The organism is Blastococcus sp. MG754426 (assembly GCF_021699055.1).
In the GTDB taxonomy this organism is placed as follows: domain Bacteria; phylum Actinomycetota; class Actinomycetes; order Mycobacteriales; family Geodermatophilaceae; genus Blastococcus.
This window is the reverse complement of record NZ_SSXC01000006.1, coordinates 1-20,905: the sequence shown is the minus strand read 5'-3', so window position 1 is coordinate 20,905 and position 20,905 is coordinate 1. Positions and strand designations below refer to the sequence as shown.

At 73.2% G+C, this 20,905-nt stretch carries 19 protein-coding genes, 1 tRNA gene and 1 pseudogene; 16 read left to right on the top strand and 5 right to left on the bottom strand.

Features of this window, described 5'->3' with window-relative positions; genetic code table 11:
• Nucleotides 1–22 precede the first annotated feature (22 nt).
• Nucleotides 23–1,960 (bottom strand): alpha/beta hydrolase, encoded by a 1,938-nt coding sequence (locus tag E9549_RS04530; protein ID WP_236825391.1) that lies wholly within the window; start codon nucleotides 1,958–1,960, stop codon nucleotides 23–25.
• Here E9549_RS04530 and E9549_RS04525 point away from each other — a divergent pair.
• From E9549_RS04525 to clpX, 7 genes are all read left to right on the top strand, one after another.
• Nucleotides 1,959–2,120, top strand: coding sequence for a hypothetical protein (locus E9549_RS04525; RefSeq protein WP_236825390.1), 162 nt, complete (start codon nucleotides 1,959–1,961; stop codon nucleotides 2,118–2,120). The genes E9549_RS04530 and E9549_RS04525 overlap by 2 nt on opposite strands.
• 54 nt (nucleotides 2,121–2,174) lie before the next feature.
• Entirely contained in the window at nucleotides 2,175–3,626 is a 1,452-nt protein-coding gene (locus tag E9549_RS04520; protein ID WP_236825389.1) for an amidase, read from the top strand.
• 89 nt (nucleotides 3,627–3,715) lie between these two features.
• Nucleotides 3,716–3,789, top strand: a tRNA-Pro gene (locus tag E9549_RS04515).
• Between the two features lie 96 nt (nucleotides 3,790–3,885).
• Nucleotides 3,886–5,349 (top strand): trigger factor, encoded by a 1,464-nt coding sequence (gene tig / locus E9549_RS04510; protein WP_236825388.1) that lies wholly within the window; start codon nucleotides 3,886–3,888, stop codon nucleotides 5,347–5,349.
• A 299-nt stretch (nucleotides 5,350–5,648) separates the two neighbouring features.
• Nucleotides 5,649–6,287 carry an ATP-dependent Clp protease proteolytic subunit gene (locus E9549_RS04505; protein ID WP_374201379.1) on the top strand — a complete coding sequence of 213 codons (639 nt, stop codon included), beginning with the start codon at nucleotides 5,649–5,651 and terminating at the stop codon, nucleotides 6,285–6,287.
• Between the two features lie 20 nt (nucleotides 6,288–6,307).
• Nucleotides 6,308–6,937: an ATP-dependent Clp protease proteolytic subunit gene (locus tag E9549_RS04500; RefSeq protein WP_236825387.1), complete on the top strand. Its 630-nt coding sequence runs from the start codon at nucleotides 6,308–6,310 to the stop codon at nucleotides 6,935–6,937.
• A 298-nt stretch (nucleotides 6,938–7,235) separates the two neighbouring features.
• The gene (gene clpX / locus E9549_RS04495; RefSeq protein WP_236825386.1) at nucleotides 7,236–8,510 is read left to right on the top strand and encodes an ATP-dependent Clp protease ATP-binding subunit ClpX; all 1,275 of its coding nucleotides are present in this window, start codon (nucleotides 7,236–7,238) and stop codon (nucleotides 8,508–8,510) included.
• Between the two features lie 112 nt (nucleotides 8,511–8,622).
• Here the strand turns inward: clpX and E9549_RS24010 are convergent, their stop codons facing one another.
• Complete coding sequence (locus tag E9549_RS24010) at nucleotides 8,623–9,549, bottom strand: DUF559 domain-containing protein (protein ID WP_236825385.1); 927 nt, start codon at nucleotides 9,547–9,549, stop codon at nucleotides 8,623–8,625.
• A 166-nt stretch (nucleotides 9,550–9,715) separates the two neighbouring features.
• Here E9549_RS24010 and E9549_RS04485 point away from each other — a divergent pair, with 166 nt between their 5' ends.
• Nucleotides 9,716–10,243, top strand: a complete 528-nt coding sequence (locus tag E9549_RS04485) for a DUF1697 domain-containing protein (RefSeq protein ID WP_236825384.1) — start codon at nucleotides 9,716–9,718, stop codon at nucleotides 10,241–10,243.
• A gap of 37 nt (nucleotides 10,244–10,280) precedes the next feature.
• Entirely contained in the window at nucleotides 10,281–11,207 is a 927-nt protein-coding gene (locus E9549_RS04480) for an oxygenase MpaB family protein (RefSeq protein ID WP_236825383.1), read from the top strand.
• Nucleotides 11,208–11,243: 36 nt separating this feature from the next.
• Here the strand turns inward: E9549_RS04480 and valS are convergent, their stop codons facing one another.
• Nucleotides 11,244–13,829 carry a valine--tRNA ligase gene (gene valS, locus E9549_RS04475; protein ID WP_236825382.1) on the bottom strand — a complete coding sequence of 862 codons (2,586 nt, stop codon included), beginning with the start codon at nucleotides 13,827–13,829 and terminating at the stop codon, nucleotides 11,244–11,246.
• Nucleotides 13,830–13,909: 80 nt separating this feature from the next.
• Between valS and E9549_RS04470 the strand changes: the two genes are divergently transcribed.
• Genes E9549_RS04470 through ndk form a run of 4 tightly spaced genes read left to right on the top strand, consistent with a single transcriptional unit; the run spans nucleotide 13,910 to nucleotide 16,565 of the window.
• On the top strand, nucleotides 13,910–14,365 hold the full coding sequence (locus tag E9549_RS04470) for a YccF domain-containing protein (RefSeq protein ID WP_236825381.1): 456 nt from the start codon (nucleotides 13,910–13,912) through the stop codon (nucleotides 14,363–14,365).
• A gap of 21 nt (nucleotides 14,366–14,386) precedes the next feature.
• Nucleotides 14,387–15,739 carry a folylpolyglutamate synthase/dihydrofolate synthase family protein gene (locus E9549_RS04465; RefSeq protein WP_236825380.1) on the top strand — a complete coding sequence of 451 codons (1,353 nt, stop codon included), beginning with the start codon at nucleotides 14,387–14,389 and terminating at the stop codon, nucleotides 15,737–15,739.
• Entirely contained in the window at nucleotides 15,736–16,143 is a 408-nt protein-coding gene (locus E9549_RS04460) for a DUF4233 domain-containing protein (RefSeq protein WP_236825379.1), read from the top strand. The genes E9549_RS04465 and E9549_RS04460 overlap by 4 nt, the downstream gene beginning before the upstream one ends.
• A gap of 11 nt (nucleotides 16,144–16,154) precedes the next feature.
• Nucleotides 16,155–16,565 carry a nucleoside-diphosphate kinase gene (ndk, locus tag E9549_RS04455; protein WP_236825378.1) on the top strand — a complete coding sequence of 137 codons (411 nt, stop codon included), beginning with the start codon at nucleotides 16,155–16,157 and terminating at the stop codon, nucleotides 16,563–16,565.
• A 74-nt stretch (nucleotides 16,566–16,639) separates the two neighbouring features.
• Here ndk and E9549_RS04450 read toward each other — a convergent pair whose 3' ends face one another.
• Together E9549_RS04450 and E9549_RS04445 are read right to left on the bottom strand one after the other, a co-directional pair.
• Nucleotides 16,640–17,146, bottom strand: coding sequence for a hypothetical protein (locus tag E9549_RS04450; protein ID WP_236825377.1), 507 nt, complete (start codon nucleotides 17,144–17,146; stop codon nucleotides 16,640–16,642).
• Nucleotides 17,143–17,409, bottom strand: coding sequence for a helix-turn-helix transcriptional regulator (locus tag E9549_RS04445; protein WP_236825376.1), 267 nt, complete (start codon nucleotides 17,407–17,409; stop codon nucleotides 17,143–17,145). Before E9549_RS04445 ends, E9549_RS04450 begins: the two co-directional genes overlap by 4 nt.
• Nucleotides 17,410–17,571: 162 nt before the next feature.
• Here E9549_RS04445 and E9549_RS04440 point away from each other — a divergent pair, with 162 nt between their 5' ends.
• The 3 genes and pseudogenes from E9549_RS04440 to E9549_RS04430 all read left to right on the top strand — a co-directional run.
• Nucleotides 17,572–19,494, top strand: a complete 1,923-nt coding sequence (locus E9549_RS04440) for a TIGR03960 family B12-binding radical SAM protein (RefSeq protein ID WP_236825375.1) — start codon at nucleotides 17,572–17,574, stop codon at nucleotides 19,492–19,494.
• Nucleotides 19,494–20,261, top strand: a complete 768-nt coding sequence (locus tag E9549_RS04435) for a TIGR03936 family radical SAM-associated protein (RefSeq protein ID WP_236825374.1) — start codon at nucleotides 19,494–19,496, stop codon at nucleotides 20,259–20,261. The genes E9549_RS04440 and E9549_RS04435 overlap by 1 nt, the downstream gene beginning before the upstream one ends.
• 320 nt (nucleotides 20,262–20,581) lie before the next feature.
• A pseudogene (locus E9549_RS04430) lies at nucleotides 20,582–20,905 on the top strand (hypothetical protein); the annotation flags it as partial.

Genomic DNA, 20,905 nt, shown 5'->3' with positions numbered 1-20,905 from the left:
CGCGCGCGGCTCGGACCGGGGTTCAGGGCGCCGGGGCGAGTGCTTCCACGGCCGGGAGGAAGACCTGCTCGCGGTGGACGTCGGCGCGGTCGGGGCTGGTCGTCAGCTGCACCAGCACCAGGCCGTCCGGACCGTCCGCGAGCGCCAGCTCGACGCTCTGCCCGAGGTCGTCCAGCCGGTAGAGCTGCCAGGTGGAGGACTCCGTCGACAGCTCGCCGACCGGTTGCGGCGGCTCGGCCAGGCTCAGCTGCACGCCGACCTGCTGGAGCAGCTGGTCCGCGGTGGCGCCGGGCACCACCTGCTGGACCAGCGAGACCAGGGCCGACTCCTGCCACACCCCGGGGACCACCTTGGTCCAGCCGTCGGGCCGCACGCCCCGCAGGCCCAGCTGCTCGTCCTCGAACGACGTCATCTCGACGTCGACGTCGTCCGCCGTGAAGGCCGGTGCCGCGATGTCGTCGACGCAGTCCGTCGCCGGCTCGCTGCGGGGATCGTCCAGGAAGTCGGTGGCGATCCGGACGGCGCAGTCGTGGCTGGGCAGGGCGCCGTGCCCGGTGAAGGGGAACTCCACGAAGGAGCCGGCGGACAGCCCCGCGGCGATCTCCTCCCCCCAGCGCGGCGGCGTGATGGGGTCCAGGATGCCCGCGAGCACCAGCGCGGGGACGTCGCTGGTCACCGGGTCGTCCGCCCCCGGGCCCGGCTCCCCGGCGTCCCACGAGGAGCAGACGTCGAAGACACCCGGGCCCAGGGTCGGCGCGCCCTCGAAGAACCCCTCGACCAGCGGGTGCTCGGCGGCTGCCTCGGCCGCCTCCTCCCGGGAGCCGAAGGGGACCTCCTCCTGGCACTGGACGGCCAGCTGCTGGCCGAGGCTGACCAGGTCCAGCTGCTGGGTGAGGGCGCCGAGGAGCAGCCCGATCGTGCCGTACTGGCCGTCGTCGGCCGCGGCGATGATCTCCGGCAGGTGCGCCAGCAGCTCGGTCGAGTACAGGGTCTGGAAGAGGAAGCCCACGAGGGAGTCCCCGTCGAGCTCGTCCTCGATGCGCTGCCCGTTCGCCGGGTCGACCACGGTGATCGGCGCCGGCGAGGCGTTCAGCTCGTCGACCAGGGCCCGGAACCTCGGCTCGAGGTCGGGGTACCGCGCGGCGCACCCCGCGTCGTCGGCGCACGTCGCGAACAGGGCGTCCATGGCGCGGACGGCGTTGCCCGGCGTCTCCTCGTAGAGGTCGGCGTCCACGGGGTACGCGGCGTCCAGCACCACCGACCGGATGCCCTCCGGGTGGTCGCGCAGGGCCGCCTGCGCCAGCCGGGTGCCGTAGGAGATCCCGTACAGGTTCCACTCGTCGTAGCCGAGGGCGACCCGCAGGTCCTCCAGGTCCGCGGCGGAGGCGGCGCTGTTGTAGTCGGAGAAGTCGACCCCCTCGTCGACCAGGCGCTGCCGGCACTCCTCCAGCGACCCGACTGCCTGCGCCTCCAGCTCCTCCGGCGGGAGGTCCGAGCCCAGCGACTCCCGCACCCACGAGCTGTACTCGTCGCAGGCCAGCGACGGCTCGGTGAGCCCGGTGCCGCGCTGGTCCACGAGCACGAGGTCGCGGTTCGCGGTGAGCGGCTCGTAGAGCTGGCCGAACGCCTGCGGCACGAGCTCCAGGGTGCTCTGACCCGGTCCTCCCGACAGGTAGACGACCGGGTCCTCGGCCGGGCTGCCGGAGTCGCTGCGGACGACGGCGAACGCCAGCTGGATCTCCCCGGCGTCGGGGTCGTCGCGGTCGGCCGGGACGGGCAGCGTTCCGCACTCGACGTCCACGCCCGCCGGCACGTCGAACCCGCATGCGCCCATGTCGACCTCGCCGGCCGTCGCCGAGGGGGAGGCGTCGACGGCCGTGGCGTCGTCCTCACCGCTGCTCGTGCACGCGCCGACGGTGAGCAGGGGGATCAGGAGCACTGCTGCTCGACGACTGGTCATGGGCCCTCTCCGCGTGCACCGGGGTGTCGTGCCGGACCCGCGCCGGGGCGTCGCCCGCCCGCTCACGGGCACCGGCGCGGGGGTCCACCCCATCATCGACGGCTGGTGGGAGCGGCACATGTCGGTCCCGTGGAGCCTGATCGGCGGCCGGGGCGGGTGAACGGTCCGCCCCGTCGTCCCGGGGGCCGCCTGGGCAGCGGCTAGCGTGCGGCGTGTGACCGACACCACCTGGATGGACGCCACCGCGCAGGCCGAGCTGGTCCGCACCGGCCGGGCCACGCCCGCGGAGCTCGTCGACGCCGCGATCGAGCGGATCGAACGGGTGAACCCGCGGCTGGACGCGGTGGTCCGCGAGCGGTTCGACGCCGCCCGCGCCGAGGCCGCCGGCGACCTGCCCGACGGCCCCTTCCGCGGCGTGCCGATCCTGCTCAAGGACCTCGGCTGCCACGTCGCCGGCGAGGCCACCCACTACGGCACCTCCTTCCTGCGCGACGCCGACGTCCGCTGGCGTGTCGACAGCCACCTCGCCACCCGCTTCCGCGCCGCGGGGTTCGTCGTCCTCGGCCGCACCAACGTGCCGGAGTTCGGGACCACGATCACCACGGAGCCGGCGGCGCACCCGCCGGCCCGCAACCCGTACGACACCGGTCGCTCCGCCGGCGGCTCCAGCGGCGGATCGGCCGTCGCGGTCGCCGCCGGGCTGGGCCCGGTCGCGCACGCCAGCGACGGCGGCGGCTCGATCCGCATCCCTGCGGCGGAGTGCGGCCTCGTCGGGCTCAAGCCCACGCGGGCCCGGGTCAGCCAGGGGCCGGAGGTGGGGGAGAGCTGGGCCGGCGCGACCACCGACGGCGTCGTCACCCGCACGGTGCGCGACACCGCCGCCGTCCTCGACGCGATCAGCGGCCCGATGCCCGGCGACCCCTACGCCGCCCCGCCGCTGCCCCGCCCGCTCGCCGAGGAGGTCGGTGCCCCGGTGGGCCGGCTCCGCGTCGGGCTGCTGGACGCCGAGCCGGGGGAGCAGTACCTGGACCACCCCGCGTGCCGGGCGGCGGTCGAGCGCACCGGCCGGCTGCTCGCCGACCTCGGCTGCGACGTGGAGCCGGGGACGCCGGGGGCGATGTTCGACCCGGAGTTCCCGCGCTGGTTCACCACGACCATCGCGGCGGACGTGGCGCTCACCCTCTCGGCCTTCGAGCGGTCCCTCGGCCGGCCGATCGAGGACGGGGAGCTGGAACCGCGCAACCGGGTGTACCGGGCCGTGGGGCGCAGGCTCTCGGCCGAGAAGTACCTCGGGGCGCGCACCTGGCTGGGCACCTGGAGCCGCCGGATGGCGCAGTGGTGGGCGCCGCGGGAGCTCGGTGGCGAGGGGTTCGACCTCCTGGTCACGCCGACCATCGCCGCGCCCCCGCCGGAGCTCGGCTGGTTCACCGCGGCCGGCGAGAAGGAGGAGGGACGGCGGATCAACAGCCTCATGCCCTACACCTCCCAGTTCAACGTCACCGGCCAGCCGGCGGTCAGCCTGCCGCTGCACCGGACCGAGCAGGGGCTGCCCGTCGGCGTCCAGCTCGTCGCCGCCGTCGGGCGGGAGGACCTGCTCGTCCGCGTGGCCGCCGCCCTGGAGGGTGCGGCGCCGTGGGCCGGGCAGCGGCCGCCGGTGTCGGCGTGAGCGGGCGCCTGCACCGCGGCGGTGACCCGCGTGCCCTGACGACCGCGCCCGCCCGGCCGGCCGCCGGTCCGCCTAGACTCGTGCGGCCACGGGGTGTGGCGCAGCTTGGTAGCGCACCCGCTTTGGGAGCGGGGGGCCGTGGGTTCAAATCCCGCCACCCCGACCGTGCCCCGACGTCTCTAGACTCGGGGGTCGACCCGGCGTCCCGAGTCCGCCCGGGCGCCTGCACACCACTGTCTCACCGAGGAGCACTGCCGCTGTGAAGAGCACCATCGAGGAACTGGGCCCCACGCGGGTCCGGATGGCGATCGAGGTGCCGTGGGGGGACCTGGACCACGCCTTCGGTGAGGTCTACAAGGAGCTGGGCAAGCAGGTCCGCGTCCCCGGGTTCCGCCCCGGCAAGGTCCCCAACCGCGTGCTCGACCAGCGCCTCGGCCGCCCCGTCGTCCTGGAGCAGGTCGTCCAGCACGCCGTCCCGGAGATCTACTCCGAGGTCATCCGCGAGAACCAGGTCCGCGTCCTGGGCCAGCCCGACATCGAGGTCACCCGCCTCGACGACAACGACACCCTCGCCTTCACCGCCGAGGTCGACGTCGCCCCGCAGCTCGAGCTGCCGGCGCTGGACTCCCTGGCCGTGACCGTCGACGACGTCGAGGTCACCGACGAGGAGATCGACCAGCAGATCTCCGTCATGCGCGAGCGCTTCGGCATGCTCACCGGCGTCGAGCGCGCCGCCCAGGACGGCGACTTCGTCTCCATCGACCTCGAGGCCAAGCTCGACGGCGAGGTCCTGGAGGACGGTTCCACCACGGGCATGTCGTACGAGGTCGGCTCGGGCAACCTGATGGAGGGTCTCGACGACGCCGTCCGCGGCCTCTCCGCCGACGAGTCGAAGACCTTCCAGACCGCGCTCCTCTCCGGCCCCGACGCCGGCCAGCTGGCCGACGTCACCGTCACCGTCCGCTCGGTGAAGGAGAAGGAGCTGCCGGAGCTCGACGACGAGTTCGCGCAGACCGCCAGCGAGTTCGACACCCTCGAGGAGCTGCGGGAGGACGCCCGCACCCGGCTGGCCCGCACCAAGGTGATCCAGCAGGGCGCGCAGGCGCGCGACAAGCTGGTCGAGCACCTCATCGAGACCATCGAGGTGCCGGTGCCGGAGAACCTGGTCGAGCGCGAGGTGCAGTGGCGCAACCAGGCCTTCGAGCGCGAGCTCGCCCAGGCCGGCATGGACTGGGACGCCTTCCTGCAGATGTCGGGCGTGGAGAGCCGCGAGGACTACGAGGCCGACCAGCGCACCAACGTCGAGCAGGCGGTCAAGACGCAGTTCATCCTCGACGCCATCGCCGACGCCCGTGAGGTCACCGTCGGCAACGACGACCTGTCGGCGCAGATCATGGCGCAGGCGCAGCGCAACCGGATGAGCCCGGAGCAGTTCGCCCAGCAGTTGCAGCAGAGCGGCAACATCGCCGAGTTCGTCGCCGACGTCCGGCGCACCAAGACCCTCGCGCAGCTGCTCGAGCAGACGACGATCACCGACGAGTCGGGCCGGACCGTCGACCTCGACGCCCTGCGGCCGAAGACGGTCCAGGCGGCCGCCGAGGAGACCCCCGCCGGGGACACCGAGGAGGCCCCGGTCGAGGCCGAGGAGATCGGCGTCCAGGCCGTCGCCACGGAGGCCGCCGAAGGGGCGACCGAGGACACCGAGGACGTCACCAAGGCCTGAGAAAGGACCCCGTCCCCCTCACCCCTCGCACGCTCGGGGTGAGCCTCTGGACGGGACCGCCCTCCGCGGCGACGCCGTCCTGCCCATCCGGGCGGGGCGGCGTCGTCGCCGTTCCGGGGTCGTCGCTGCGCCGACGGCGAACACCGCCGCCACGGGGACTGTCCCGTCGCAGGTGCGCGTTAGGGTCGACAGGACTCAGGCGATCGCCGGGGGATACCTCTCCCGGCAGGCCGTTCCGGGCCCCGCACCACACCGAGACCGACTGCCACGACACGCGTCCTACGGAGGTCACCGCACCCGTGAGCACCACCGACCCGAACCTGGCCAGCGCGCCGCTGCTGCGCGCCAACGGCGGGGGGATGAACCTCGGCGACTCGGTCTACGAGCGCCTGCTGCGCGAGCGCATCATCTTCCTGGGCACCCAGGTCGACGACGTCATCGCCAACCAGCTGGCCGCCCAGATGCTCCTGCTGTCCGCGGAGGACCCGAAGCGGGACATCCACCTCTACATCAACTCGCCCGGCGGCTCGGTCAGCGCCGGCATGGCCATCTACGACACGATGCAGTTCATCGACTGCGACGTCGCCACCTACGGCATGGGCCTGGCCGCCTCGATGGGCCAGTTCCTGCTCACCGCCGGCACCAAGGGCAAGCGCTACGCCCTGCCCCACGCGCGGATCATGATGCACCAGCCCTCGGCCGGCGTCGGCGGCACCGCGGCCGACATCGCGATCCAGGCCGACCTGTTCCGCCGCACCAAGCGGGAGCTCAACGAGCTGCAGTCATTCCACACCGGTCAGAGCGTCGAGCAGATCGAGAAGGACGCCGACCGCGACCGCTGGTTCACCGCGCAGGAGGCGCTCGAGTACGGCTTCGTCGACCACGTCGTCAGCCGTGCCGCGATGACCGACAGCGCCAACCCGGTCTCCGACAACTGAGCGCCCGAGGACACAGACACATGAGCTTCCAGATGCCCTCCAGCCGGTACATCCTGCCTTCCTTCGTGGAGCGCACGAGCTACGGCATGAAGGAGTCCAACCCGTACAACAAGCTCTTCGAGGAGCGCATCATCTTCCTCGGGGTGCAGATCGACGACGCGTCGGCGAACGACGTGATGGCGCAGCTCATCACCCTCGAGTCGGCCGACCCGGACCGCGACATCACCATCTACATCAACTCGCCCGGTGGCTCCTTCACCTCGCTGATGGCCATCTACGACACGATGATGTTCGTCCGGCCCGACATCCAGACCGTCTGCATGGGTCAGGCCGCCTCGGCCGCGGCCGTCCTGCTCGCCGCCGGGACGCCGGGCAAGCGGCTGGCGCTGCCGTACTCCCGCGTGCTGATCCACCAGCCCTCCGGAGAGGCCGGCGGTCAGGTCTCCGACCTGGAGATCCACGCCGCCGAGATCCAGCGGGTGCGCACGCAGATGGAGGAGATCCTGGCGCGGCACACCGGCCGGACCGCCGACCAGGTCCGCGCCGACATCGACCGCGACAAGATCCTCACCGCTCCGGAGGCCAAGGAGTACGGGATCGTCGACCAGGTGATCCAGAGCCGGAAGCTGAACGCCCTCCCGACTGCCTGATCCGGTACGGGCCGGGGGCGCGCGAGGCGCGTGTTCGGCCCGTACCGTCGGGGGTCCGAGGGCACGACGGGACAGAAGAGGGACGGCCTCGGGTCATCCGGGTGAGTCATTGCCCGGACCGGCCGGAGGCGGCGGGTAGGTTCGGCGAACGCCCGATCCCCGGCCCGCACCGCCGGGAGGAGAGCCTCGCGGGGCAGCCTGCCAGCGGGGTCGAGCAGGGGCAGAAGACAAGCAAGCAGGGTCCAACCCGCGGGTACCTGACACCAGGACCGGCGACTGTCGAGGTGGAGGTCAGCAGGTGGCACGAATCGGTGAGAGCGGTGACCTGCTCAAGTGCTCGTTCTGCGGCAAGAGCCAGAAGCAGGTCAAGAAGCTCATCGCTGGCCCCGGGGTCTACATCTGCGACGAGTGCATCGACCTCTGCAACGAGATCATCGAGGAAGAGCTCTCGGAGTCGTCGGACCTGAAGTTCGACGAGCTGCCCAAGCCCAAGGAGATCCACGACTTCCTCGACCAGTACGTCATCGGCCAGGACAAGGCCAAGCGGACGCTCTCGGTCGCCGTCTACAACCACTACAAGCGGATCCAGGCCGGCGGTGACCGCGCCTCCCGCGAGGACGCCGTCGAGCTGGCGAAGTCCAACATCCTGCTGATCGGCCCCACCGGCTGCGGCAAGACCCACCTCGCCCAGACGCTGGCGCGGATGCTCAACGTCCCGTTCGCCATCGCCGATGCCACGGCGCTGACCGAGGCCGGCTACGTCGGTGAGGACGTCGAGAACATCCTGCTCAAGCTGATCCAGGCCGCCGACTACGACGTCAAGCGGGCCGAGACCGGCATCATCTACATCGACGAGGTCGACAAGATCGCCCGCAAGAGCGAGAACCCGTCGATCACGCGCGACGTCTCCGGCGAGGGCGTGCAGCAGGCGCTGCTGAAGATCCTCGAGGGGACGACGGCGTCGGTGCCGCCGCAGGGTGGGCGCAAGCACCCGCACCAGGAGTTCATCCAGATCGACACCACCAACGTGCTGTTCATCGTGGGTGGCGCGTTCGCCGGCCTGGAGCAGGTCATCGAGGCCCGCGCCGGCAAGCAGGGGATCGGCTTCGCCGGCGAGGTCCGCGGCAAGCAGGAGATCGAGGACGCCAACGCCTTCGCCGAGGTCATGCCCGAGGACCTGCTGAAGTTCGGCATGATCCCCGAGTTCATCGGCCGGCTCCCGGTGATCACCAGCGTGCGCAAGCTCGACCGCCAGGCCCTGATCAACATCCTGACCGAGCCGAAGAACGCCCTGGTGCGCCAGTACCGGAAGCTGTTCGAGCTCGACGGCGTGGAGCTGGAGTTCACCGACGACGCGCTCGAGGCGGTCGCGGACCAGGCGATCCTCCGCGGCACCGGCGCCCGCGGGCTCCGGGCGATCATGGAGGAGGTGCTCCAGTCGGTGATGTACGACGTCCCGAGCCGGGACGACGTCGCCTCCGTGGTGATCACCAAGGAGGTCGTGCTGGAGCACGTGAACCCGACCATCGTGCCGCGCAAGCCGACCCGAGCCCCCCGCGAGAAGTCGGCGTGAGCCACAGCTGACCACGGCAGCCCAGAGGCCCAGGACCCGCCCGGTTCTGGGCCTCTGGCGTTCACCGGACGAGCCTGCCGGGGAGCGATGACCCTGCACGCGACGTTCGCGGTCATCTCATGTCCGCCTGAGGGACATCGCCCAAGCGGCGGCAGTAGATCTCCGCGATCTGGGCGCGGCAACCGGCCGGGTCCGAGGTGGCCCGTCGGTAGCTGAAGCGCAAGGTCTGCCAGCCGAGGACGGCGAGGGCGGCGTCCCGGCGCAGGTCTCGTTCCCGTGCCGCCGGGGAGCCGTGGAAGGCGGCGCCGTCGAGTTCGACCGCCAGGAGCACGTCCGGCCATGCCGCGTCGAGGAAGACGGGCCCGTCGCGCAGGTCCACCCGGTACTGGCGTCTGCACTCCGGCAGCCCGGGGACGGTGAGGATGTGCCGGAGGCCGAAGATCTCCAGCTCGCTGTGGCTCCCACCCGCGACGAGGCCCAGCAGCTCGTGCAGTTCCGCCTTCCCGGGGAGGTTGGGGCGGCGGTCGAGCTCGTCCGCCACCTCGGCCGGCTGGACGCGCCGCCGCTGCACCGCGCGCAGCACCGCTGCGCGGGCCAGGCCGGGGGAGGCCCGTACCGCCGTCGCGGAGTGCGCGTCGCCCCAGCTGTCCACCAGCGCCCGGCTGACCGGCGTCGTCACCAGCCCTCGCGCGGTGGTCAGCCCGAACGGCAACCGGCTGCGGTGGACACGGAGCCGCGGTGACGACCGCACCCTCGCTCCCGCCGGCACGGTGACGTGCAACCGGGTGTACTCGTCGCCGAGCCCGTGGACGGCCAGTGCGCTCCAGTGGCTGAGGGGCCCTCCGCAGTAGGACGCGGCTGCGTAGGCGCGGACGGTCCAGTCGTCGACGAGTTCCGGGACCGTGACCCAGCCGGGGTGCAGGTGCACGATGCGGCCGGTAGCGAGCCAGCGCCCGACGGTGCGCGGTGCGACGAGACGCGACAGCGTCGCGGTCGACGCCACGCGAGCGGGACCGAGCAGTTGGAGGACATCGTGCACGGCCACAGAGTGGCCGTCAGCCGTCCCGCAACGGGGCGCCAGAGGCAGACCTGTGGACGGCCCCGCAGGCGTTGTCCCTGATCACGACACTCGGAAGGGCCGGATGTCGTGATCAGGGACAACGCCTCCCGCATGCCGGGTGCAGATCAGCGCTAGCGTCCGGGACGTGACGCGGTACGTGGCCCTGCTGCGGGCGGTCAACCTGGGCGCCACCCGCCGGGTCCCGATGCCGCGGCTGCGCGAGGTGCTCACCGCCCGCGGGTACGGCGCCGTCCGCACCCACCTGGCCAGCGGCAACGTCCTGCTCGAGAGCCCGCTGCCGGAGGCGGAGCTCGCCGCCGACCTGTCCGCCGCGATCGCCGACCACTTCGCGCTGGACGTCCCCGTCGTCGTCCGCACGGCCGACGAGCTCGCCGCCGTGCTGGCCGCCGACCCGCTGGGCCACGTCGCCACCGACGCCGCGCGCTACGCAGTCACCTTCTACGCCGAGCCCCTGGACCCCGAGCGGGTGGCGGCGCTGCCGGCGGCCGAGAACGGGGAGCACGTGGTGCGCGGGCGCGAGCTCTACGCGTGGCTGCCCGAGGGCTTCCAGCGCAGCAGCACCGCGGGCCGTTCGTGGGACCGGCTGCTCGGTGCCGCCGGGACCACCCGCAACTGGAACACGGTGCGCAAGCTGGTCGAGCTCACCCGCTGAGCGTCCCGGTGCACCCGCTGCGTGGCACATTCGGGGCGTGCGCGCCCTGACCTCCCTGCCCCAGCAGGCGCGGGAGGCGTTCCGGTCCCGCGTCTCCGGTGATCCGACCGGCGCCCCGGACTGGGTCCGCGACATCGCCCGCGTCGGCACCGGCCCCGGCTGGTTCGAGCCCGACGGCGTCGTCTGGCGCGTGCACGGCGACCTCGCCACGCTGGTCGGCGGGGTCGCGGCGCTGCTGGGGCAGGGCGCCCACCCGCTCGCGCTGGCCGGGGTGCAGCGGCACTCGGCCTACCGCGAGGACCCGTGGAAGCGGCTGGCCGGCACCGCCCGCTGGCTGGTCGTCAGCACCTTCGGCTCGACCGAGCTGGCCGAGCGGGAGGCGGCCCGGGTCCGGGCCATGCACGCCCGCGTCCGCGGCCGGGTGGGTGGCACGGCCTACTCGGCGTCCGACCCGGCGCTGCTGCGCTGGGTGCACCTGGCCTTCACCGACGCCTTCCTCGCCGCCCAGCAGGCGGTCGGCAGCGACCTGACCCCGCGCTTCGGCCGCGGTTGGCCCGACGTCTACGTGGGGGAGTGGGCCCGCGCCGCGGCGGAGCTGGGGGCCACCGACCTGCCGTTGACGAGGGCCGAGCTGGCCGAGGCCCTCGCCGCCTACCGCCCGCGGCTGCGGCCCGTTCCCGGGCACCTGCGCGAGTTCCTCGCCGCGCCACCGGGCCTCAGCGTCCCCGAGCGGGTGGTCTACCGCGGGTTGTCCGGCGCTGCGGCCTACGTGGTGTCGCCGTCGATCGCCGGGTGCGCCGGTGTGCCCGGCCGGGGCCGTGGCGGCGCGGCGCAGCTCGCCGTCACCCGCGCCCAGCTGCGGGCGCTGCGCCTGGCGCTCGGCCCGTACAGCCCGTCGGAGGAGGCGGCGCGCTGGCGGCTCGGCACGGGACCCGCGCCGGCCTGGGCCGCCGACGCAGGCTGAGACGTCGGCGCCCGGGGCGGCACGGTCGAACCGGGGTCAGCTCTCGGCGGCCTCGGCGAGGACGACGTCGACGGCGAGCTCGCCCTCGCCGGGGCGGACGGTCAGCGAGCGGATGCGCCCGGCGTCGACGAGGTCGGACCGCGCGGCCTCGACCAGCGGCAGCTGGTCGGGCGCCACCGTGACCGTCGCCGTCTCCACCTCGGCCCGCATCGACTGCTTGGCGTCGGACTTCGCCTTCCGCACCGCCGCCAGCGCCGCCGCCGTCACCGTGACGACCGCCGGGTCGCCGTCGGCCGGCAGCTCGGCGGCGGCCGGCCACGCCGCGCGGTGCACCGAGCCGGTCTGCCACCAGGACCAGACCTCCTCGGTGGCGAACGGCAGCACCGGCGCGAACAGCCGCAGCTGGACGTCGAGCGCGATGGCCAGCGCCGCCTGCGCGGAGGTCGCGGCCTCGCCCGAGCCGTAGGCGCGCGACTTCACCAGCTCCACGTAGTCGTCGCAGAACGACCAGAAGAACGCCTCGGTGACCTCGAGCGCCCGCGTGTAGTTGTAGGACTCCAGCGCCGCCGTCGCCTCCTGCACCACGGTGGCCAGCCCGGTGAGCAGCGCGCGGTCGATCGGCTGGGTCACCTGCTCGGCGGTCAGCGAGGCCGACGCACCCAGGCCCAGGACGAACTTGCCGACGTTGAGGATCTTCATCGCCAGGCGTCGGCCGACCTTCATCTGCGCCTCGTCGAACGGCGAGTCCGCGCCCGGCCGCGCACCGGCGGCCCGCCAGCGGACGGCGTCGGTGCCGTACCGCTCCAGGACGTCGATCGGCGTCGTCGCGTTGCCCTTGGACTTCGACATCTTCTTGCGGTCGGGGTCGACGACGAAGCCGGAGATGGTGGCGTGCGTCCACGGCACCGTGCCGTGCTCGAAGTGCGCCCGGACGACCGTGGAGAACAGCCAGGTGCGGATGATGTCGTGCGCCTGCGGGCGCTGGTCCATCGGGAAGACCTTGGCGAACAGCTCCGGGTCGGTGTCCCAGCCCGAGGCCACCTGCGGGGACAGGGACGACGTGGCCCAGGTGTCCATGACGTCGGGGTCGGCCATGAACCCGCCGGGCACGCCGCGCTGCTCCTCGGAGAAGCCCGGCGGCACGTCGGAGGACGGGTCGACCGGCAGGGACGCCTCGTCGGCCAGGACCGGGTTCTCGTAGTCCGGCTCGCCGGCCTCGTCGAGGCGGTACCAGACCGGGAAGGGGACGCCGAAGAAGCGCTGGCGGCTGATCAGCCAGTCGCCGTTCAGCCCCTCCACCCAGTTGTCGTAGCGGTGCCGCATGTGCTCGGGCACCCACTGGATCTCCCGGCCGCGGGCCACCAGGGCGTCGCGCAGGTCGGCGTCGCGGCCGCCGTTGCGGATGTACCACTGGCGGGTGGTGACGATCTCCAGCGGGCGCTCGCCCTTCTCGAAGAACTTCACCGGGTGGGTGATCGGCTTCGGCTCGCCCTCGAGGTCGCCGGACTCGCGCAGCATCTCCACGATCCGCTGCTGCGCGCTGAACACCGTCTTGCCGGCCAGCTCGGCGTAGGGGGCGGCCGCCACGCCCGGCGGCGGCTCGGGCAGCAGCCGGCCGTCCCAGCCCACGATCGCCCGGGTCGGCAGCTGCAGCTCGCGCCACCACGTGACGTCGTTGAGGTCGCCGAAGGTGCAGATCATCGCGATGCCCGAGCCCTTGTCCGGCTCGGCGAGGCGGTGGGCGACCACCGGCACCTCGACGTCGAACAGCGGCGTGCGCACCGTCGTCCCGAAGAGCGGCTGGTAGCGCTCGTCGTCGGGGTGCGCGACCAGGGCGACGCAGGCGGGGATCAGCTCGGGCCGGGTGGTCTCGATGAAGACGGGGCCGGCGGGGGAGCGGAAGGCGATCCGGTGGTAGGCGCCGGGGCGCTCCCGGTCCTCGAGCTCGGCCTGGGCGACGGCGGTGCGGAAGGTGACGTCCCAGAGGGTCGGCGCCTCCTGCGCGTAGGCCTCACCGCGGGCGAGGTTGCGCAGGAACATCCGCTGCGCGGTGGCCCGGGAGGACTCCGAGATCGTCCGGTAGACGTTGGTCCAGTCCACCGACAGGCCCACGCGGCGCCACAGCTTCTCGAACTCCGCCTCGTCCTCCTCGGTCAGCTGCATGCAGAGCTCGACGAAGTTGCGGCGCGAGACCGGCTGCTGGTCCTTGCCCGGCTTGGCCGGGGGCTGGAAGGACGGGTCGTAGGGCAGCGACGGGTCGCACCGGACGCCGTAGTAGTTCTGCACCCGCCGCTCGGTGGGCAGGCCGTTGTCGTCCCAGCCCATCGGGTAGTAGACGTGCTTGCCGCGCATCCGCTGGTAGCGGGCGACGATGTCGGTGTGGGTGTAGCTGAAGACGTGCCCCACGTGCAGCGAGCCGCTGGCGGTCGGCGGGGGCGTGTCGATCGACCAGATCTGCTCGCGCGGCGCAGCCAGCGCGGCCTCGCGGTCGAAGGCGTAGGTGTCCTCGGCCGCCCAGCGGCCGATCCACTTCTCCTCGAGCCCGTCGACGGTCGGCTTGTCGGGTACGCCGACGGTCGCAGCCGGGGCAGTCGTGTCCGGGGTCGCGATGTCGGGAACCATGCCGCTCATCCTAGGAAGGGCGGGCAACGGGCCTCCGCCCCGCCGGGGAACTCCCGCCCGGTGTCGCGCGTGGGACAGACGTGGACACGCTGCGCCTGCTGCTCAACCTGGTCTGGCTCGTGCTGCAGGGCTGGATCCTGGCGCTGGCCTACCTGCTGGCCGGGGTCATCGCCTGCCTGCTGGTCGTCACCATCCCGTTCGGCATCGCGTCGTTCCGGCTGGCCGGCTTCGTCGTCTGGCCGTTCGGGCGGACGACGGTGCGCGCACCGGGCGCCGGCGTGGCCTCGGCGGTCGGCAACCTGCTGTGGTTCCTCGTCGCCGGCTGGTGGCTCGCGGTGCTGCACGTGGTCGCGGGCATCGGGTTCTGCCTCACGATCATCGGGATCCCCTTCGGCATCGCCTCGTTCAAGCTGGCCGCCGTCGGGCTGTTCCCGCTGGGCAAGCGGGTGGTCGAGACGGCGCCGCCGAGGGACTGGATGCACGCCGGTGGCGGCGTGGTGGGCGGCGCACCCCCGCGGCGCGCCGGGGCCTGGTGAACGGCTGGCATCCTTGACCGGGTGAGCAGCAGCACCGGTGACATGGCCCGGGTCGAGAGAGAGCTGCTGGCCCGCTGGCCGGAGAACCGGCTCGAGCCGTCGCTGACCCGCATCTCGGCGCTGGTCGACCTGCTCGGCTCCCCGCACCGCGCGATGCCGGTCGTCCAGGTGGCGGGCACCAACGGCAAGACGACGACGGCCCGGATGGTCGACGAGCTGCTGCGCGGCTTCGGCCTGCGCGTGGGCCGGTTCACCAGCCCGCACCTGGAGTCGATCCGCGAGCGCATCGTGCTCGACGGCGAGCCGGTGAGCGCCGAGCGCTTCGTGGAGACCTACCAGGACATCGCGCCCTACGTGCAGATGGTCGACGCCGCGGGGGAGACCCCGATGAGCTTCTTCGAGGTCATGGTCGGCATGGCCTACGCCCTGTTCGCGGACGCGCCGGTCGACGTCGCCGTCATCGAGGTGGGCATGGGTGGCACCTGGGACGCCACGAACGTGGCCGACGCGCGGGTCGCCGTCGTCACCCCGGTGGACCTCGACCACGCCGAGTACCTGGGCCCCGACGTCGCGACGATCGCGGGGGAGAAGGCGGGCATCATCGCCCCCGGCTCGATCGCCGTCCTCGCCCGCCAGCAGCCGGGTGCGCTCGACGCCCTCGTCCGCCGCGCCGTGGAGGTCGAGGCGGTGGTCGCCCGCGAGGGCACCGAGTTCGGCGTGCTGGAGCGGAAGGTCGCCGTCGGCGGGCAGCAGGTCCGCCTGCAGGGCCTCGGCGGCGAGTACGAGGAGGTCTTCCTGCCGCTGTTCGGCGCCCACCAGGCGCAGAACGCGGCGACGGCGCTGGCCGCGGTGGAGGCGTTCCTGGGCGCGGGTGCGACGACCGGACCGATCGAGCAGGAGACCGTCCGCGCCGCCTTCGCCGCCGTGCGCTCGCCCGGCCGGCTGGAGCGGGTGCGCACCAGCCCCACGGTGCTGGTCGACGCGGCGCACAACCCGGCCGGCATGCGGGCGACGGTCGAGGCGATCCGGGAGTCCTTCGACTTCACCCGGCTCGTCGGTGTGGTCGGCTGCGTGCACGGCAAGGACGTCACCGGGATGCTCGCCGCGCTCGAGGAGATCTGCGCGGAGCTCGTCGTCACCCAGAACGGCTCGCCCCGCGCGATGCCGGCCGACGAGCTCGGCGCGCTGGCCGTCGACGTCTTCGGCGCCGACCGGGTGAGCGTCCAGCCGGTGCTCCCCGAGGCGCTCACCGAGGCGGTCGAGCTGGCCGAGGCCGGTCCGGACGACGCCCTCGGCGGCTCCGGCGTGCTGGTCACCGGCAGCGTGATCACCGCCGGTGAGGCCCGCACGCTGATGGCGCGGGGTTCCCGGTGACGGCAGCCGACCCGGTACGCGCCGCCAAGGCCCTGCGCGGGGCCGCCGCCGCGGTGCTGGTGCTCGAGGGGATCGCCGTGCTCTTCGTGCCGCGCGGCATCGCCCAGACCGAGGACGGCCTGAGCGGCGGGCTGCTCGCCGCGCTCCTCGTCCTGGCCCTTGTCCTCATCCTCGCCAGCGGGATCCAGCGCCGTGAGCGCGGGCTGCTGATCGGCACGGCGCTGCAGGTCCCCCTGCTGGCGACCGGGCTGATCAACGGCGTCATGTGGTTCGTCGCCGGGGCGTTCCTGCTCATCTGGGCCTACCTGCTGCAGGTCCGGAAGGAGCTGCTCGGCACCGCGTTCGGCGCCGTCGCCGAGCCGGACCCCACCGAGGGCGGCGGGGACGCCACGCCGACCCCGTAGGCTGCCGCCCCGTGACCGAACGCACCCTCGTCCTCGTCAAGCCCGACGGCGTCTCCCGCGGCCTGGTCGGCGAGGTGATCACGCGGCTCGAGCGCAAGGGGCTGCGCCTGGTCGCCGCCGAGCTGCGCACCCTGGACCGGGAGACCGCCGAGACCCACTACGCCGAGCACCGCGAGCGGCCCTTCTTCGCCGGCCTCGTGGAGTTCATCACCGGCGGCCCGCTCATGGCGCTGGTCGTCGAGGGGCCGCGGGCCATCGAGGCCTTTCGCGCCCTCGCCGGCGCGACCGACCCGGTGAAGGCGGGCCCCGGCACCATCCGCGGCGACTTCGCCCTCGAGGTGCAGAACAACATCGTGCACGGCTCCGACTCGCCCGAGTCCGCCGCGCGCGAGGTGGCGCTCTTCTTCCCCGACCTCTCCTGATCGCGGGGGCAGAGGAAGCTATACGGGCGGATCGGGGCCCGAGAACGCAGGTACAGCTTCCTCTGCCCAGGGCATCAGAGGTCGGCGTCGGTCGGCTCGTCGGGGGCGGTCCACGCCAGGTGCCAGTAGGCCAGCAGCCCGGCGGTCATCCAGAGCAGGAAGCCGAGGCACAGCCCGAGCGCGACCTCGTCGGTCAGCGCGACGAGGGCGACCGCACCGGCGAACGCGGTGAAGTGCAGCCCCCACGCCGGCCACGCCACCGCCACGTAGGAGCGCTCCCGCAGTTCCTGCTGGTGCTCGTCCAGCGAGCGGCTGCTGCGGTCGAACACCCCGCGGATGCCCAGGTTGAGCAGCGAGTGCAGCGGGATGAACCCGAGCATGCCCGCCGTCCAGACGACGAAGTACCACGTCGACCAGCCCTGGGGCGATGCGGCGCACACCAGCGTCGCGGTCACCAGTGCGGCGAGGAGCGCCGCTTCGGCGAGCACGGCCCGGCGCCGGGTCCGGCGGCTGCGCGCCCGGTCGTAGCGGCTGTCGTCGAAGGTGCGGGCGAGGTAGGTCTGCTGCGGGTGGGTGCTCATGACGTCCTCCTGAGGAGCTCCTCGCTGAGCGAGGGCAGCGGGTCGAGCGAGAAGACCGCCTCGACGGGCAGGTCGAAGAAGCGGGCGATGCGCAGGGCCAGGGCCAGTGACGGGCTGTACTCGCCGCGTTCGACGTAGCCGATCGTCTGCGGGTGCACACCGACGGCGTCCGCCAGCTCCTTCCGGCTCACGCCGCGGTCGGCGCGGAGCACCGCGATGCGGTCGTGCACCTTGTCCGCCTCGGATCTGGGCTGTCGTCCCATACTACGAACCGTAGCATTAATGCGACGGCGCGGGGAAGCGTTCGCCGTCCTGGCTCACCTGATGTGGTCCTGGCTCACGGTCGGAGCTGAGCCAGGACCCAGTTCGATCAGGTGACCTGATCACCATGGGCGGCGGGCGGGGGCGGCTACCCTGGACGGGTCATGACTGGTGAGACCCTCTACCCCCGCCTCGAGCCGCTGCTGGCCCGGATCCAGAAGCCGATCCAGTACGTCGGCGGCGAGCTCAACGCCCAGACCAAGCCGTGGGAGTCCGCGGACGTGCACTGGGCGCTCATGTACCCCGACGCCTACGAGGTGGGGCTGCCGAACCAGGGCCTGATGATCCTGTACGAGGTGCTCAACGAGCGCCCCGACGCCCTCGCCGAGCGCACCTACGCCGTCTGGCCCGACCTCGCCGCCCTCATGCGCGAGCACGGCGTCCCGCAGTTCACCGTCGACGGCCACCGCTCGGTGCGCGACTTCGACCTGCTCGGCGTCAGCTTCGCCACCGAGCTCGGCTACACCAACCTGCTCGAGGCGCTCGACCTCGCCGGGATCCCGCTGCACGCGGTGGACCGCGACGAGACCCACCCGGTCGTCGTCGCCGGCGGGCACGCCGCCTTCAACCCCGAGCCGTTCGCCGACTTCGTCGACTGCGCCGTCCTCGGTGACGGCGAGCAGGCCGTCGGCGACATCACCGACGTCGTGAAGGCGTGGAAGGGGCAGGGCCGCCCCGGTGGCCGTGAGGAGCTGCTCGCCCGGCTCTCGCGGGTCGACGGCGTCTACGTGCCGCGCTTCTACGCCTTCTCCTACGGGCCGGACGGCACCATCGCCGCCGTCACCCGCACCCGTGCCGACGTGCCGGTCAAGGTCGGCAAGCGCACCGTCATGGACCTCGACGAGTGGCCCTACCCGAAGCAGCCGCTGGTGCCGCTGGCCGAGAGCGTGCACGAGCGGATGAGCGTGGAGATCTTCCGCGGCTGCACCCGCGGCTGCCGCTTCTGCCAGGCCGGGATGATCACCCGCCCGGTGCGCGAGCGGACGATCACCGGCATCGGCTCGATGGTGGAGCAGGGGCTGCAGGCGACCGGCTACGAGGAGGTCGGGCTGCTCAGCCTCTCCAGCGCCGACCACTCGGAGATCGGCCAGGTCGCCAAGCAGCTCGCCGACCGCTACGAGGGCACCAACACCAGTCTCAGCCTGCCCAGCACCCGGGTCGACGCCTTCAACGTCACCCTGGCCAACGAGCTCTCCCGCAACGGCCGCCGCAGCGGGCTGACCTTCGCCCCGGAGGGCGGCAGCGAGCGGATCCGCCGGGTCATCAACAAGACGGTGTCCAAGGAGGACCTCGTCCGCACGGTGACGACGGCGTACGCCAACGGCTGGACGCAGGTGAAGCTCTACTTCATGTGCGGTCTGCCGACCGAGACCGACGAGGACGTCCTGGAGATCGCCGAGCTGGCGGTCGAGGTCATCCGCGCCGGCCGGGAGGCCAGCGGCCGCAAGGACATCCGCTGCACCGTCTCCATCGGCGGCTTCGTGCCCAAGCCGCACACCCCCTTCCAGTGGGCGGCCCAGGCGAGCGCGGAGACCATCGACCACCGGCTGCGGGTGCTGCGCCAGGCGATCAACGCCGACCGCCGCATCGGCCGCTCCATCGGGCTGCGCTACCACGACGGCAAGCCCGGCGTGATCGAGGGCCTGCTCTCCCGCGGTGACCGCCGGGTCGGCCGCGTCATCGAGCGGGTGTGGCGCGAGGGCGGGAAGTTCGACGGCTGGAGCGAGCACTTCTCCTTCGAGCGCTGGACGCAGGCCGCGGCCGAGGAGCTCGCGGCGTTCGGTGTCGACCTCGACTGGTACACCACCCGCGAGCGCACCGAGCACGAGATCCTGCCCTGGGACCACCTGGACTCCGGGCTGGACAAGGAGTGGCTCTGGGAGGACTGGCAGGAGGCGCTCTCGGAGGAGGAGGTCGCGGACTGCCGGTGGACCCCCTGCTACGACTGCGGGGTCTGCCCGACGATGGGCACCGAGATCCAGATCGGGCCCACCGGGCGCAGCCTGCTCCCGCTCACCGTCGTCTGATGGCCCGCCAGCCCGAGGGGCCGCCGCCGCCCCCGACCGTGCAGAAGCTGCGCATCCGCTACGCCAAGCGCGGCCGGTTGCGGTTCGCCTCGCACCGCGACCTGGCCCGCGCCCTGGAGCGGGCGCTGCGCCGGGCGCGGGTGCCCATGGCGTTCTCCGCCGGGTTCAGCCCGCACCCCAAGATCTCCTACCTCGGTGCGGCGCCCACCGGCTCGGCCAGCGAGGCGGAGTACGTGGAGATCGGGCTCGCCGAACGCCGCGACCCCGAGGCGGTCCGGGCCGCGCTGGACGCCGCGCTGCCCGAGGACATCGCCGTCCTGGAGTGCGTCGAGGCCGCGCAGGGGACCGGCTCGCTCGCCGATCGGATCGACACCTCGGTCTGGCGGGTGGAGCTGCCCGGCGTGCGCCTGGAGGAGCTCGCCCCGGCGGTCGAGAAGTTCCTGGCCGCCGACGTCGTCACCGTCGCGAAGCGCACCAAGAACGGCCTGAAGGACGTCGACGCCCGCCCCGCCGTCGCCAGCGCGTCAGCGGCGGAGGAGGCAGGTTGTGCCATACTGCACATGGTCGTCCGGCAGGTGACGCCCGCTGTACGACCCGATGACGTGTTGGCCGCCCTGGCTGCCGTCGCCGACCTGCGCCCGCCGTTGCCCCCCCGGGCCGTGCGTGAGGCGCAGGGCCGGCTCGACGACACCGGGACCGTGGCCGATCCGCTCGGTCCTGACCGTGCGGCGCGCACCCGCTGCCAGGGGGAGCACGCGACGGTCTGACCGGCGGACGCCCGGAGGCCGCCCGCCGTCGAGCGGCACGGCTGCCAGACGTGACGCGCCCGCCCCGGGCCACCCGGCCCGGACGCCTGAGACCACCGCAGGACCCGCACCACCGCCCCCGGCGTCACCGGGGAACGGGCACCACCGCACACCGGCTCCCTGCCGCGGCAACCGTCGCGCGGGAGCCGCCCACAGACTTCGCAGGGCGAGCACGTCCGCCACACCCCCGCGGCGGCCCGCCCCGCCCAACCCGTGCTCCTGCGCGGCCGCCAGTCCTCACCGATCGGCGCCCGGGAGCAGCACAGGAGGCGAGAGCCCTCGTGGCTGACACCGACCACCCGACCACCGACACCGACGAAGCGACGGACGCCGCGGTCCCGCCGGGCACACCGCAGCCCGCGGAGGCCGAGACCACCGGCGTCCCGGCGACCTCCCCGGAGGGCGCGCCGGACGAGGACGCCGCCGAGGAGGACGACGAGCCGACGGCAGCCGAGGTCGAGGCCCCGGCCGAGGAGCCCGAACCCGAGCCGGCCGGACCTCGGTTCGGCGCCCAGTTCAGCTCGCCGGAGCCGACCGCGGTCGTGGCCCGCCCCCGCCGCCGGGCCACCCGGCCGACCGGGCGCGCGGGCGGCACCGGGTCCGGG